This window comes from Natrinema sp. LJW11 (assembly GCF_056135975.1).
Window position 1 is genome coordinate 52447 of the sequence record NZ_JBWBDM010000005.1, and the last position, 15390, is coordinate 67836.

The following is a 15390-nucleotide window of genomic DNA, read 5'->3' on the forward strand; positions in this document are numbered from 1 at the left end:
GTCCGCACGGCCACACCGCTCTTGTCGGTCTCCTCGCTCTTGTCGGTCTCCTCGCTCTCGTCGGTTGCCTCACTCCCGCAGGTCGCACCGCTCTCGTCGGTCGCTGTAGGCGCCCGCTAAAAATACGCCGCGTCGGAACCGCCTCTCGGTCGTCAGTCGTCCTTCTGACTCTTCTTGACGTCGACGTCCGCGAAGGCGACGTCGCGCTCGGTGACCTCGACGGTCATCTGCCCGACGTCCTCGATCTCGGCGTCGATGGTGTCGCCGCCCTCGATCGCACTGACGCCCTCGGGCGTCCCGGTAGTGATGACATCGCCGGCCTCGATCGTCGCGCCGATCGAGGCGTACTCGACGATGTCGGCGCAGCTGTAGATCATGCCGCCCGTGTTCTGTTGCTGCTTGGTCTCGCCGTTCAGCTGGAGTTCCATCTCGAGGTCGTGGGGGTCCTCGAACTCGTCGGCCGTCGTGACGCAGGGGCCGATGACGGTGAACGTGTCGTAGGACTTCCGGTTCGAGCGGTCCTGGTCACCGCGAACCGAGACGTCGAGCAGGATCGTGTAGCCGAGAACCGCGTCCCAGACGTCGTCGGCGTCGATGTCCTTGATGTCCTCGCCCATGACGAAGCCGAGTTCGATCTCGTGGTCGACGCGTCGGTCGTTGAACGGCAGTTCGATCCCGTCCTCCGGACCGACGACGCTCGAGGGGGCCTTGAGGAAGTAGCCCTTGTCCTCGATGGTGAACCACTCCTCGGTGACGATGTCCTTGTCGGCCAGCGCCTCCTCGACGTGGTTCTCGTAGTTCAGTGGCGCCGCGATCACCTTGCCGGGACGGCGGACCGGCGCCTCGATGGTGACTTCCTCGCGGTCGTAGTCGGCGTCCTCACCCTCGTACTCGCTTGCGTCGAGGTCCTTGCGGGCGTACTCCTTGAGGGGGTCGTTCGTCTCGAGGCCGAGTCTGTCGGTGACGTCGACGATGCCGTCGTCGTCGGTGAGCAGTCCGAGCCGATCGTCGTCGAATCTAACGAGTCGCATGGTAGAGCCACTGCGAGCCGTCCACATAAATCATCCTTTCTCGGCTCGCCCGACGACGGATTCGGCCGGTCGTCGGCTTCGGCCGCTTGTGACGGGCCCGGACCTCCAACACACTTATGGTATTGTTGGGCAAATATACGTATATGGCACAGCAAGATCCAGAGGACCTCCTGGAGCTGAGTTCCGACACGCGGGGCCTGCTCGAGGACAACGACCTCCGCCCGCTCTGGGAAGTGGAAGACGACATGGGGAACCTCCTCGACGACCTGGAAGCGAACATCTGGAAGTGGGAGGACATCCAGGCCGCGATCGACGGCATCGAGGACGACGTCCCGATCGCCGACTTGCCGCCGGGCTTCCAACGGCGGGTCGCAGTCCCGATCAACGCCCAGAACGCGATCTCGAACACGATCTACGTCGGCATCCAGACGGTCTCGCCCGGCGAGACCGCTCCCGCTCACCGGCACGCCGCCAGTGCGCTCCGGTTCACCATCGACGGTCACGAGGACATGAAGACGGTCGTCGCCGGCGAGGAGTTCCCGATGAAGGACAACGACCTCGTCACGACGCCCCAGTGGGAGTGGCACGACCACGTCAACGACTCCGACGAAACGGCCGCGTGGCTCGACGTCCTCGACCTGCCGCTGTTCCTGGACACGCTGAACAACACCCACGTCTTCGAGAACCACGAACTCGAGCGCCAGCCGGTCACGAAGACGCAGGGCTACTGGGACTCCCAGTACGGCCGCGGCCGACCCGAGGACGACGGCTCGGACGGCTCCATCCCCGGCCCGTTCCAGGGCAACAAGGAGCCGACGCCGCCGTACCGCTTCGGGTGGGACGAGATGCTCGAGGCGCTGCGCCAGCGGGCGGACAACGACGATCCGGACCCCCACGACGGGTACAGCCTCGCGTACATCAACCCGGCCACGGGGGAGCCGCCGCTGTTCCCGACCATGTCCTTCCGGGCGCAACTGCTGAACGACGGTCCGACCGACCCCCACTTCCACAACTCCGTCGAGGTCTACTTCGTCATCGAGGGCGAGGGTGCGACCCACGTCGGTGACGAGGCCCTCGAGTGGGGACAGTGGGACATCTTCGTCGTGCCGCCGGACGAACCCCACCACCACGAGCCCGACGACGAGGCGATCCTGCTGGGCATGACCGATCGACCGATCCTCGAGTCGATGAACTTCTACGCCGAGGCGGCGATCGACCAGTAACGCGATCACGGTCCCGTTTTCTCGGTTTTCGAGGTCGTCCGAGCCCGGCCGAGCGGTTCCCGATTGGGTAATACTCTTATAGATCGTAGCCCATAGCATACCCGTATGGCCGAGTTCGACAATCCGTACGTCGACGAGGATCCGTTCGTCCGAGCACACTTCGACTGTCTGGACTGCGGCGGCAAGCTCTGGGAGTACGCGATCCAGGGTCAGATGGTCTGCGAGGACTGTCGCGGCGTCTTCTCGTCCCAGCAGGTGTTCGACGCCAACATCGAACAGCCCGCGGACTGATTCCCCGATCGACGACGAGACGCGACTTCCGATTCCGGTGTCCGAGCCCGGCGTCCCGACTGCGCTCCTTCGATCGCGGGGCGTCAGAGGAACCGCTCGGTCCGCGTCGTCTCGTAGCCGTCGGCGATCGAGTCGATTCGGACGCGGCCGCTGCCGGCGAAGCGATCGCTCGCGGTCTCGCCGATCCAGATCGTTTCAGCGACGCGGACGTGGCGGAAATGGAATGGATTTACGTGACCGCGCTCCAGAATGGACGTATGGTACTCGACACGGATCTCGAAGACGCTGCAGCAAAGCGAGACGACCTCCCGAACGCCGACGACGTGTACGACGGCGAGGAAATTCCGATCACCGACGTGTTCGACGACGCGTTCGTGGCGAAACGGACCGATTTCGAGACCTTCGACGAACTGATCGCCGAGAGTCCCAGCGAGGCCACCTCCGCCGCGGACCTCGAGACGGTCCCCCACGGCGAGTGGGACGAGTTCGTCGCCGAGCGAACCGAGTTCGAGCACGAGCAGGCGTTCGTGATGGCCGGCCGCGACCACTGGGTCGCCAAGCGACTGGACCTGGCCTGAACCGGCGCTCCTTTTCCCGCAACTCGCGCCCGACCAGCCGACTGGCCGTTCGGAGATCGAAAGCAAGACTGCGGTCTCGAGCGGATAGAAAGGCGAAAACCAGTGCGACTTCGATTCGGCCGGCGGCCGGTGCTCAGTAGTTCCCGGTCGAGACGATCGGCGGGGCGCCGTGGGGACCGTACGGCGCGTCGTCGAGCCACTCGCCGGCGGTCTCGAATTTGTCGGACATCGAGGCGGCCACTTCCTTCCGGAGGACCGTCACCGGATCGTCGCCCTGGAGGTACTCGAGGGCCTGCCCGGCCGCGCCGAGGTTGTATTCGGCGGCCTTCTCGCGTCGGGCTGCGTACAGTTCGACCTCGTCTCGCGCGACGGCGTCCGTGCGGGCGCCGAGCGCTACGGCGATGGCCGAGGCGGCCTCGTCGGCGTCGGCGATGCCGGAGTTCATCCCGCGGGCGCCGAAGGGCGCCAGCAGGTGGGCGGCCTCGCCGGCCAGAAGCACGCGGCGGTGGTCGTCGACGAACGTGTCCGCCATCACCTGGAGGAAGTAGTACGAGGAGACCCACTTCAGGCTGTCCTCGTACTCCTCGCCCATGACGTCGCGGACGAACTCCCGCATCTGCTCGTCGCTGCTGAGTTCCTCGGGGTCGTCGTCCTCGATGCACTGGATGTCGAGGCGCCAGCCGCCGGTGAAGGGGACGAGCAGGACGTTGCGCCCGTCGGCTTCGGGCGCGTCGTAGTGGAACATCCGCTCGAGGTCTTCGTGGCCGTTCTCGATCTCCTCGTCCTCGACGTCGGCGATGATGAAGGCGTTCTCGGACTGGTCGCCCTCGAAGTTGGCGCCGATCTCCTTGCGGACGGTCGAGCCGCCGCCGTCGGCGCCGACCAGATACTCGGCCGACCACTCGCGGCCGTCGCTCGTCTCGACGCGGACGCCGTCGGCCGAGGAGTCGACGGTCTCGACTTCGGCTTCCCAGTGGATGTCGACGCCGATCTCCTCGAGCGCGTCGAGCATGTACTGCTCGGTGACGACCTGCGGAACGCTGGTGAAGTGCGGAATGTCGCCCGACCCGCCCGGCGAGTCGTACGTCCGGTTGAACACTTCCTTCCCCTTGTACAGGGTCCGTCGGGTCGGCCAGACGAGGCCCTCCTCGACGAGGTCGGTTCCCAGTCCGGGGTGGACTCGCTCGAGCGTGCGAAGCGTCGAGCCGTGGACGTAGATGGCCCGGCTCCCGGACCGATCCCGGTCTTCGGGTTCGGCCTCGAGAATCGTCGTTTCGACTCCTCGTGCGTGCAAGGCTAGCGCCGCCGTCATGCCGACTGGTCCGGCACCGGCGATCAGTACCGGCGCGTCGGTCGTTTCACCACTCATGGTACGCACTGACGAAGTAGGGTGGCATAGTGTTTGTGGTGTCCACCGCATGCGCCCGTGGAGATTACAAACACCGGTACAAGATGGGAAGGTATTACGATTGTCGGATACCCGTGCAGTATCACGTGTTCCCGCGCGGTTCCGCCCGAAAGCCGGCGCGAATCGCACCGCTTCCGCGACAATGTCAGAAACGGGAGGGTGCGGAACGGCGATGTGCACCCTTTGTTTCACATTAGCGAACGAACTTGACATCCGGGATCGGCTCGGACAGCGCGAGGTAGTAGTATCGGGGAGCGGGTGGCCAGCGGTGTTAGCGGTCCCGGGTGGCCGGCGGTTCCTGAACGGCAGCGATGCGCTCGTCCACCAGCGGCAACCGCATCTCCAAGACCATCTGGTTGGTGGCGGTGACGTCGAACCCGACCTTCTCGTAGACGGCGATCGCGCGGCGTTGCTCCCGGGACACGTTGAGGTTCAGTTCGTCGTAGTTCCGATCGTCGGCGTAGGCGACGACCTGCTCGAGCAGTTCCGTGCCGATGCCGTGGTCTTGAAAGTCGGGATGGACGAATATCACGAACTCCGGGTCGGTGGCGTCGGCCGGGACGACGGCCACGTGGCCGACGACGTCGCATACGAGACAGTTGGATTGCCAGCCACTCGTCGTTTCGCTCTCGAGCCCTACCCGGAGGAGTGAACGACGACCGTCGGTAATGGCCTTCGGACGGCCTGTTGGGTCGCGATCGACGCAGGACTGTGAACCTATACTCGTCCTTCGGCGAGGCGGATCGGCCTCCGGTCCGAGACGACGGAGTTCGGTCGTCGTGACGCGTTCATGGTGTTCGACCGAATCGGTCGTCGAACGCGGCCGAGAAGACCGTACGTATCGCGGTTGAAGCCCTGGTTCCGATCCGTGGACGCGGAGACGGGACGGTATCTCGGGTTGTTCCGTCACTCCGTCTCGTCGCTTTCCTCGACGAGGTGCAGTTGGTCAGAGAGCACGTCTTCGGCGTTCCGTTTCGACAACTCTTCTAGCCCCAGTTCGATCACGTAGGGGTAGAAGTCGCGGAGCTTCTGCATCTCGATGCCGTATTCCCGTCTACACTCGAGTGATAGCTCCTGGTACACCAACTCGAGGTTTTCGCGCAGGTTCGTCGGGAGGTACATGGTCGTCCCATCCCACTCCGTTTTGACGTTTATCTCTGCTAGCGTCACGGTTCGTTCACCGGCTCTGTTCGTCCATGCGTCCGGTTCTCTCTCTGTTGTGCTCCGGTTCGCGTCTTCGCTCACGTTCTCTCTCATTTCTACTCCCTCTTATTCCGTAGTTGACGCACACACTCGTGGTATGACGACACTCCACATACGTCGGTATTACTACCAATACTGCGGATCCGTATAATTATTTTGTTATCTATTCGATAGGTATCTGGATGATTCCGTCCGGTTAGTCATTCGCCAATGAGAAACCGCTTCGAGAGGTCGCCGATATACGCGGTGAACTCGCCGTCTTCGACCGTTTTCGTTCCGTCGGGCTGGGTCACTGCGAGAGTATCCGTGTCAACGGTGAGCCGAACGGTCTTCGTTTCGCGTGGCGGAATTGTGACGCGAGAGAACGCCTTCAATTCGCGTCTGGGAGTGACGGAAGTACTCACGCAGTCCCGGACGAACAGTTGTACGACCTCGGTCCCTGTGCGCGTACTCGTATTGCTGACGTCGACGGCGACCTCGACGTCTCCCTGCCGTTTCGCTTCGTCTGCGTTTATCTCCATCGAGTCGTAGTCGAACGTACTGTAGCTTTCGCCGTGACCGAACGGGAACAATGGATCGTAGGAAGGGGGGTGTTCGTCCGCTCCTATCAACACTGGCTGCGGGAGTTGATCGTGGAGACACGGCAGATCGCCGACGGACTTCGGCATCGATACCGGAAGCCTCCCGGACGGATTGTGTCTTCCGAACAACACGTCTGCGATCGCTCGCCCGCCCTCGGGACCGGGAAGGTACGCCATCACTACTGCATCAGCGTGGGAGACGAGATCGGGGATCGCGAGCGGGCGACCCGAAACGAGGACGAGTACGACCGGAACGTCCGTTTCCGCGACGGCCTCGAGGAGTCGCCGTTGCGCGTCGGGAACGGACAGTCGGGTTCGAGTCGGGAATTCACCGGTCGGACCGGTGATCGATTCCGGACCGAACTCGTAGACGTACCAGTTTTCGCCGAGTACGACGACCGCGGCCTCGGCGGAAGCCGCCCCTTCGCGCACCGCTTCGCTGTCCGTGAACGTATCGATAGACGAGTCCCCTGTATACGTTACCAGCGACGGGTCGTCGACCGTTTCGGCGATTCCGTCGACGACCGTCGTTCCCCGCTTGAGGTCCAGATCTGCGACCGTCCATCCCCCGCACAAGTTATCGACGGTACGAGCGTTCGGTCCCGTGACGAAGATTTCGCTCTCCGCGTCCAGCGGCAGTAGTTCGTCGTCGTTCTGGAGCAGCGTTATCGACTGCCGCGCCGCCTTCGCTGCGATGCGACGGTGCGGTTCGGTTCCGATCGTTTCGGTCGCAGTATCCGGGTCGATGTACGGGTCTTCGAACAGTCCTAACCGGAACTTCGTCTCGAGGATTCGTCGAACGGGTTGGTCGAGCACTGCTTCCGATAACTGATCGTCGGCGAACAACTTCCGGAGCGTATCGACGTATTCCGGTCCGCCCGCGGTGAATACGTCGATTCCCGCGTTCCACGCCGTTCGAACGGCATCGACGGTCGTTTCCGCCGTCTGATGCCCCTCTTCCAACAGATCGGTGCCCCACCAAGTGGACCAGACGACGCCGTCGAAACTGAGGTCGTCGCGGAGCAGTTCCGTGAGGTATCGATGTGATCCGTGGACCGGTTCGCCGTTCACGGAATTGTACGCCGGTGCGATCGCCATGACGTTAGCGTCTATCGCGCGGCGAAACGGGGGGAGAAACGTTCGATACAGCGACTGCGAAGAGATATCGATCGGCGCGAGATGTTCTCCGCGAACGGGCGATCCGAACACGGGAAAGTTCTTCACCGTCGCAGCGACCCGTGCGTGCGGCTCACGAGCGGTATCCTGCAATCCCTCGATTTCCGCGGCCACCAACTGGCCGACCAGGTACGATGACTCTCCGTACGTCTCGTAGATGCGGCCCCACCGTTGATCTCTGGCGACGCCCGCCGACGGCGACCACGTCTGCGTCGCTCCGGTCGCTCGCATTTCCTTCGCAGTGATGCTCGCGACGTCTCGAACGAGGTCGGGGTTCCACGTCGCGGCCAATCCGAGATGGTGCGGGAATATCGTCGTATCGATCACGTTAGCGTGCCCGTGGACCGCGTCGACGGGGATATGAATCGGAATTCCGAGTCGCGTCTCTTCGACGGCAGTCCGCTGAAGCCGATTGCTTATTCGGATCACGATATTCGGGTGGTTGTAAGGGGATATGCCTACCCCGAAGGGAGTCACCGAACCGATAAACCGGCTACGGACGGCAGCTATCGCATCGTCGACCGTCGCGGCGTAATCCTTTCCGGTGAAGCTACCGGAAAAGTTACCGACGTACATTCCGACCGTTTGTCCGATCTTCTCCTCGATCGTCATTCGTTCGATGAGATCCGTCACCCGATCCTCAACGGACGCCGTCGGGTCCTCGTAAACGCGCTCTGCTCCCTCAGACATTGCTACGGATATAGCGACCGAGCCTAATTAAGGTACGTCGTTATCGCTCCGACTCGAGCACTTGTGAGAGGGGCGACGAGTCTACGACCGCGTGGCGATTCTGAGAAACGGTGTCGACGAACGAGCACGTCCACTCGTCGCCACCATCGTCGTACGTCTACTATCCGCTATCGCTACTACACTCAGCCGAGATTGATGTTGATCGCTTTTGTTTGCGTATATTCGTCGATCGCCTCCATCGCGTTCTCGCGGCCCTGACCCGACTGCTTGTACCCTCCGAAGGGTTGTCCGGCCGAGGCGTCGTTGTAGTGGTTGACCCAGACGACACCGGCCTCGAGGCGGCGGGCCGTCCGGAGCGCCTTCGTGATGTCGTTCGTGACGACGCCCGACGCGAGCCCGTAGTCGGTGTCGTTGGCCAGTTCGATCGCTTCGTCCTCGTCGGTCCAGCCGAACGTCTCCACGACTGGACCGAAGATCTCCTCCTGGACCGATCGGTGGTCGTGGTCGATGTCGTCGATGATCGTCGGTTCGTAGAACGACCCCGTCTCGAGTTCGTCGTCCTCCGGCGTTCCCCCGCCGGTGACGATCGACGCGCCGCTCTCTTTGGCCGCCTCCACGTACTTGCTCGTTCGTTCGACCTGTTCCGGCGACACCTTCGGGCCCATATCGGTCTCCTCGAGGAGCGGATCGCCGAGTGTCAGCCCGGAAGCGGCCTCGCCGTAGGCCTCGAGGAACTCGTCTTTGATGTCTTCGTGGACGAAAATCCGCGAGCCGGCCGCGCAGAACTCGCCTTTGTTGAAGAAGATCGCCATCATCGCGGTCTCGACGGCCTCCTCGATGTCCGCGTCAGGGTAGATGATGACCGGACTCTTGCCGCCGAGTTCCAGCGTTGTCTTCGTCACGGTATCGATGGAGTTTCGAACGATCTCCTTGCCGACCTCCGTCGACCCGGTGAACGAGAGTTTGTGGACGTCGGGGTGTTCCGACAGCGGCGCACCCGCGTCGGCCCCGTATCCGGTGACGACGTTCACGACGCCGTCGGGAACGATGTCGTCGACGAGTTCGGCGAATTTCAGGATCGACAGCGGGGTCTCTTCGGACGGTTTCAGTACGATCGTGTTCCCCGCGGCCAGCGCGGGCCCGAGCTTCCAGATCGCGATCGCCAGCGGGAAGTTCCACGGGACGATCCCGCCCACGACGCCGTAGGGCTCGCGGATCGTCAGTACTTGCTTCTCCCGATCGAACATATCGTCGGTCGGAACCGTTTCACCGGTCACCATCCGCGCCGCCGCGGCGTTGTACCGGAGGTGGTCGAGGACGATCTCGATGTCCCCCATAGCCTCGGTGATCGTCTTTCCGGTGTCGAGCACCTCGAGGGTCGCGAGCGTTTCGTGATTCGCTTCCACTACGTCCGCCATTTCCGAGAGGACGCGCTGTCGCTCGCCGGGGGAATAGTCCGACCACTCCGTCTCGAAGGCCGTCCGTGCCGCCTCGACGGCCCGATCGACGTCCGCCGCGTTCCCGGCGGGGACCTCGGCGAGGCCCTCACCGGTCGCGGGGTCGCGCGTTTCGATCGTCTCGCTCGAGTCGCTTTCTACCCACTCGCCACCGATGTAGTGCGTCAGCTGTTCGGGAAGCACGTCTTCGGCGGCGCTCCGATGTCGTTCAACCGTTTCACTACTCGCATCTGCTTGTGAATTAGTATCCATACTCATGGCCCATCCCAACATGGTTATCTTCTATGTATTAAAAGTACTGATGGCCTTCATATCCGGTGTCGTCGGTTGAAGGAATCCCGCTCCCTTCCCGAAATATTAAATAATTGTTCAGTAGGAATCAGGCAGTAGCGGGGAATTAGATTTGACTCCCTCAGAGGACCTGTTCGACGTGATCACGCAGAACGGTGGCCGCCGTTGACGCGACCGCTTTGGTTGTCAAACCGAAACGTTAATCAATCGAATTATTGTACGCTATAGTGTATCACGCATGGTGTCAAATCCAGATCCATACGATTACATCGTCGTTGGTGGTGGGTCGGCGGGCTGTGCGCTCGCCTATCGGCTCTCGGAAAACGAGGAGAACGAGGTCCTGCTACTCGAGGCGGGTCAGCCCGACGAGGAGGAGGCGATCCACGTTCCGCCGAGGTTCCCGGAGTTGATGCGGACGGATTTCGACTGGAATTACACGACCGTCCCACAGGCAGCGATGAACGACCGCGAGATGTTCCATCCGCGTGGACGAACGATGGGTGGCTCGAGTTCCCTCAATGCGATGATCTACATTCGCGGGCACCCGAACGATTACGAGAGATGGGCTGAACGCGGAAACGACGGGTGGGCCTACGATGAGATGCTCGCCTATTTCAAGCGCGGCGAGAATTTCGAGCCGGGTGCAAACGAACACCACGGCGAGGGCGGCCCGCTGAATGTCGCTGAACAGAACGACCCACATCCAGTGTCGGACGCAACTGCCGAGGCCATGGCCGAGATCGGCTACGACCGAAACACCGATTTCAACGGCGGAACGCAGGCCGGGAGTGGGGTCTACCACGTCACCCAGAAAGATGGCCGTCGCTGCAGCAGTGCCGCCGCATACATCAAACCCGCACTGAGTCGACCGAACCTGACCGTCGAAACGAACGCGCAGGTGACACAGGTCCGATTCGACGGGACCGTCGCTGTCGGCGTCACGTACGAGCAGGATGGATCGGTTCACGAAGCGGACGCGAGCGACGAGATCGTCCTCTCGGCCGGCGCGTTCAACTCACCGCAGCTTCTCATGCTATCCGGCGTCGGTCCGGCGGATCAGTTGACCGAACACGGAATCGACGTCGTCGCGGATCTTCCCGGCGTCGGCAAGAACCTCCAGGATCACCTCAAGGTTTGCGTGGTCTACGAGCGGACCGGCGGTCCGCCCGAACCGTCTCCGTCATCGAACGTCATCGAGGCCGGTGGATTCGTCCGGACTGATTCGACCCTCGACCAGCCGGACCTTCAGTTACACAACGCACCGGTGTATATCCTCGAACACGGTCTCGCCGGACCCGAAGACGAGGAGTCGGCGTACTTCACACTGGCGCCGACATTGATCCAGCCTGAGAGTAGCGGTGAAGTTCTCCTCCGGTCGGATGATCCCGCTGATCCACCGGTCATCGATCCGAACTACCTCGCCGACGACCGCGACCTCGAGACGCTCGTCGAGGGAATACGGACTGCCCGGGAGATCGCGCAGGCAGGCGCGCTCGATGAGTTCCGTGGCGACGAGATCTGGCCTGGTACGGACGTCACTACTGACGCGGAGATCGCTGAGTACATTCGCGAGCACGCTACGACGGTCTATCATCCGACCGGAACGTGCAAAATGGGTACTGACGACATGGCGGTCGTTGACGATCAACTCTGCGTTCGTGGGGTCGAGGGGCTTCGAGTTGCCGATGCATCGATCATGCCCGACATCGTCGGCGGGAACACGAACGCGCCGACGATCGCTATCGGAGAGAAGGCATCGGATTTGATTCTGGAAGAAAAACCGGTCATAGCCGACGATTAGGCCCCGAAGCCGCCGTTGTTCGGCCACTTTCTGCGTTTCTCAACCACGAGGTAGTAAGAGCGTGACGACGGATCGTTCAGGTGGCATCGACGACGGTTCAGCGGAGCCCGGATGTGTGCGACCGTGGCGGGGCCTTGGGCCGATACGTAGTCGTCGATGAGCGCCGTGCGGGCCCGGAAAATTAATTATCCATCTCACAGATAGTCATCATATGACAAACACGAGTTTGTCCGCGATAGAACTAGCGTTCGATATTCGACACGGCCGTCTCTCCCCGGTTGACGTAGTCGACGAGACGTTCGAGCGGATTGACCGACGCAACGAGGAGTTCAACGCGTTCGTCCACCAGCGCGAGGACGCTGCGCGTGAGGAGGCCGCCGAAGCGGAGCGCGCCCTCGAAGCCGGCGAACCAACCGGGCCGCTTCACGGGGTGCCCGTCGCGCTCAAAGACCTCGGCTTACACGTGGAGGGGATGCCGCACACGCTCGGCGGGGTGGCGCCGATCGGTGAACTCATGCCCGAACGGACGTCGATCATCGTACAACGGTTACAGGATGCGGGCGCTATCGTCGTCGGCTCGACGAACAGCCCGGAATTCGGATCGTCCGGTGACACCACGAATCCGATGTTCGGCTCGACGGGGAACCCGTTCGACTCCAGCAAAACGGCTGGTGGGTCGTCCGGCGGAAGCGCGTCGGCGGTTGGGACGCAAATGGTCCCGCTTGCGCTCGGTTCGGACGTCGCCGGATCGATCCGGATTCCCGCGAGCGCGTGCGGCGTCTACGGACTGAAACCGACTCCGGGGCTCGTCCCGAGCGCCACCCAGCCGAATCTGTTCCGCGATGCAGCCCCCTTCGTCTCGTACGGCGGCCTGACACGGACAGTGGAGGACACGGCTCTCCTTCTGGATATCGTCGCCGGAGAACATCCCCGCGACCCGCTCAGCGTCTCTGATGGTCGGACCGACTATCTCGACGCAGTCGGGCGACCGATCGACGACCTCTCCATCGCGTTCAGTCGAGATCTCGATGTCTTTGCGGTCGAACCGGCTGTCGTCGACACCGTCGAAGAGATTCTCGCTGCGCTTCGGGGTGCGGGTGCGACCGTCGAGCGAGTCGATATCGACTTCGGGCTCTCGCTCGACGAACTGCTGTACAGTTACAACGCGCTCATCGAGTCCAGTTTGGCATCGAGTTTCGAGAATCTCAAGCAGAGCATGGACATCGATCTGCTGGCCGACCATCGTGAGGAACTGTCACCCCATATCGTCGAGTACGCGGAGAACGGGTACGAGTACAGCGCCGTGGAGTATCATCAGGCGAACGTGCTCCGGTCCCGCGTATACGAAGCGGTTCAGACCGTTCTCGACGAGCACGATCTGTTGATTACGCCGACGCTCGCCGCGCCGCCGTTCGAGAAAGGGGAGCGCGCTCCGGAGACGATCGACGGAACGGCGCCAGCGTCTGACAAGGAAACCTTCCTCACGTGGCCGTTCAACCTCACCGGTCACCCGGCCGCGTCGATCCCTGCGGGATTCTCCGCGGACGGCCTCCCGATCGGCGCTCAGATTATCGGCTCCCGGTTCGCGGAAGATGACATACTGGCAGCCAGCAGTGCGATCGAACGCCGACAACCGTGGGCGGAGGAGTATCCGACGTTGTCCTAAGAAAACCGACGCGAGCGCTCAGTCCCGAGCTCGAGCCGGTGACTGTGAAACGGCCCGAGAAGTACGGTGTGATCGCTATACGCGGCCGGCGGGTTCAGTTCCGTTACGCAGTTTTCCAATCGGCGTCTTCGATTTCGGTCACGTCGAACAGTTCCCACTGAGTCGACTCGAAGTCCGTCGACCGATCGTCGAATCGATCGAGGGAGAACGACTCCAGCGGGAACGGTGCACCGTAACCGGAGATCAGCTCGCGTACTGCGGCGACCCCGACGGGGGACCCCGTGATTCCCAGTCCACTGAATCCGGTCGCGAGCACCAGCCCGTCGGGTGCCTCTTCAGGCGCATCGATGATCGGCAACCAGTCCGGCGTCTGGGCGTCGCCCGTCGGACAGCAGCCGTCGCTCGAGACCGCCGCGTCCGAGAACTCGTCGAGTAACTCCGGCGTTCGGACCGCCAGCTCCCGGTGGACCTCCTCGTCTGGGCCGTGTTTCACCGATCCCTCCTGTTCGACCATCCCTTCGACACCGCTGATGTGGAGTTCGTCGTCGTCGTTGTTCTCCGGCCGCCAGAACGAGTCCGAGACCTCGTCGTACCAGATCGGGTACTCCTCGGCCATGTCCGTCTCGACGCCGCTCTGACTGGTCAAGTTGACCGACCAGTAGCGCTTGGCTCGGATCGGCAGCTGGACGTAGTCGGAGACGAGCTGGCGCGTTCGCCAGCCGGCGGCGGTGACGACCGTCGGCGCGCGAACGACACCGTCGGTCGTTTCGACGCCCGTTACTTCCCCGTCTTCGACGAGGATATTGGTCACTTCGGCACCGGTACGAATCTCTGCTCCACGCTTCTCGGCGTCTTTGGCGAGCGTCGTGGTAAACGTGTAGGGTTCTACCCAGCCCGTTCGTTCGAGAATCACTCCGCCCGCGATCGGACCCTCGTCTTCGTCGACGTTGAAGAGATCCGGGTAGCGATCCTCGAGGTCGGCGGCCGATTGCCACGTCACGTCGTATCCTCGCGGATCCGCCATTTCCTCGACGTATCGTCGACCGGCTTCGGTCCGATCGGACCCGGCGAGACACACCATTTCCCGATCGATGAATTCGAAGTTCCCTAATCCGTCGAGATTTTCGAAGTACTGATAAACGTATTCGCCCGCTTTCGGAAGATCCGGATAGATCAGTTCCGGATTCACGAGTCCCGACGAGTGACTCGTCGCCTCGGCGGCGAGCTGATCTCGCTCGAGGAGAATCACGTCGTGATCAGCCGCCATCTCGCGTGCGATTCCGCTCCCGATACAACCACCGCCGACCACGATGATATCTGCGTCCGCTGTCATTGGTCTCGCTCCCCGTGTCGAAGTGAACTGGTTACTCGCGTCTCTACTGGAGTCGAGGCTAGCATGTATGACATTGGCTATCTACCTCCTCGTAATAGAGAGATCCATCCACAATAAAAAACATTTCGGTGGTAACTTCTGTCGAGTTCGCGATCATGTTCGGAAACGGAGCGACGATAGATTCGGGTGTCCGGGCTCAGTCGTTCCTCGAAGTGAAACCCGACAGGTTGGTCTTCGAATAGGCTCACAGCGTCGCGAAAAGAAATCCCATGAGTATGACACCGAGACCCGCCCGTCCATCCCCAGAGAACGAAGAGAATCGGCAGGACACCCGCGCCATAGAGGACTACCGGCGTGTTGACCGTTCACCCCATTATGTGTCACTTGAACGAACTATCGGTCGTAGTTCAGAAATGCGACGGGTATGACCGATATTACTACTACCCCGCTCTCTTCTCTCGCTGAAGAATACAAAATCTCCTTAAAATTGGGTATATAAATAGAAAATTTGAGTGCTTTTTGAACTTTCTACCCCGATCGTAAACTGGTTTCGGATCAATCTTTGTCTTCAGTATTCCTGGTATTACTCTCTCCAACACAGTGTATTTTTATACGTTCATACGGACGAATTATTACGAATATATGCCTGTAAAACACTTCG

12 protein-coding genes are annotated in these 15390 nt (G+C 61.8%); 5 read left to right on the forward strand and 7 right to left on the reverse strand.

Annotated features, from left to right (window positions below):
- Positions 1–152 precede the first annotated feature (152 nt).
- Complete coding sequence (locus AC0QDI_RS14495) at positions 153–1031, reverse strand: fumarylacetoacetate hydrolase family protein (protein WP_474669345.1); 879 nt, start codon at positions 1029–1031, stop codon at positions 153–155.
- Positions 1032–1174: 143 nt separating this feature from the next.
- Between AC0QDI_RS14495 and AC0QDI_RS14500 the strand changes: the two genes are divergently transcribed.
- The 3 genes from AC0QDI_RS14500 (at position 1175) to AC0QDI_RS14510 (ending at position 3123) form a co-directional block, all read left to right on the forward strand.
- Positions 1175–2254, forward strand: coding sequence for a cupin domain-containing protein (locus AC0QDI_RS14500; RefSeq protein ID WP_474669347.1), 1080 nt, complete (start codon positions 1175–1177; stop codon positions 2252–2254).
- 105 nt (positions 2255–2359) lie between these two features.
- Positions 2360–2545 (forward strand): hypothetical protein, encoded by a 186-nt coding sequence (locus AC0QDI_RS14505; protein WP_474669349.1) that lies wholly within the window; start codon positions 2360–2362, stop codon positions 2543–2545.
- 257 nt (positions 2546–2802) lie between these two features.
- Positions 2803–3123, forward strand: a complete 321-nt coding sequence (locus AC0QDI_RS14510) for a hypothetical protein (RefSeq protein WP_474669351.1) — start codon at positions 2803–2805, stop codon at positions 3121–3123.
- Between the two features lie 133 nt (positions 3124–3256).
- On the opposite strand, the gene AC0QDI_RS14515 is transcribed toward AC0QDI_RS14510, so the two are convergent.
- The 5 genes from AC0QDI_RS14515 to AC0QDI_RS14535 form a co-directional block, all read right to left on the reverse strand.
- On the reverse strand, positions 3257–4492 hold the full coding sequence (locus tag AC0QDI_RS14515) for an FAD-dependent monooxygenase (protein WP_474669353.1): 1236 nt from the start codon (positions 4490–4492) through the stop codon (positions 3257–3259).
- 310 nt (positions 4493–4802) lie between these two features.
- Positions 4803–5441: a GNAT family N-acetyltransferase gene (locus AC0QDI_RS14520; RefSeq protein WP_474669355.1), complete on the reverse strand. Its 639-nt coding sequence runs from the start codon at positions 5439–5441 to the stop codon at positions 4803–4805.
- Complete coding sequence (locus tag AC0QDI_RS14525) at positions 5438–5776, reverse strand: DUF8160 family protein (RefSeq protein WP_474669357.1); 339 nt, start codon at positions 5774–5776, stop codon at positions 5438–5440. The genes AC0QDI_RS14520 and AC0QDI_RS14525 overlap by 4 nt, the downstream gene beginning before the upstream one ends.
- Positions 5777–5934: 158 nt before the next feature.
- Positions 5935–8181, reverse strand: coding sequence for a glycoside hydrolase family 3 N-terminal domain-containing protein (locus tag AC0QDI_RS14530; protein WP_474669359.1), 2247 nt, complete (start codon positions 8179–8181; stop codon positions 5935–5937).
- Between the two features lie 182 nt (positions 8182–8363).
- Positions 8364–9896, reverse strand: a complete 1533-nt coding sequence (locus tag AC0QDI_RS14535) for an aldehyde dehydrogenase family protein (RefSeq protein ID WP_474669361.1) — start codon at positions 9894–9896, stop codon at positions 8364–8366.
- A gap of 271 nt (positions 9897–10167) precedes the next feature.
- Between AC0QDI_RS14535 and AC0QDI_RS14540 the strand changes: the two genes are divergently transcribed.
- Together AC0QDI_RS14540 and AC0QDI_RS14545 are read left to right on the forward strand one after the other, a co-directional pair.
- The gene (locus AC0QDI_RS14540; protein WP_474669363.1) at positions 10168–11730 is read left to right on the forward strand and encodes a GMC family oxidoreductase; all 1563 of its coding nucleotides are present in this window, start codon (positions 10168–10170) and stop codon (positions 11728–11730) included.
- A gap of 211 nt (positions 11731–11941) precedes the next feature.
- Positions 11942–13396, forward strand: coding sequence for an amidase (locus AC0QDI_RS14545; RefSeq protein ID WP_474669365.1), 1455 nt, complete (start codon positions 11942–11944; stop codon positions 13394–13396).
- Positions 13397–13499: 103 nt separating this feature from the next.
- Here AC0QDI_RS14545 and AC0QDI_RS14550 read toward each other — a convergent pair whose 3' ends face one another.
- Positions 13500–14729, reverse strand: a complete 1230-nt coding sequence (locus AC0QDI_RS14550) for an NAD(P)/FAD-dependent oxidoreductase (protein WP_474669367.1) — start codon at positions 14727–14729, stop codon at positions 13500–13502.
- Between the last annotated feature and the right edge of the window lie 661 nt (positions 14730–15390).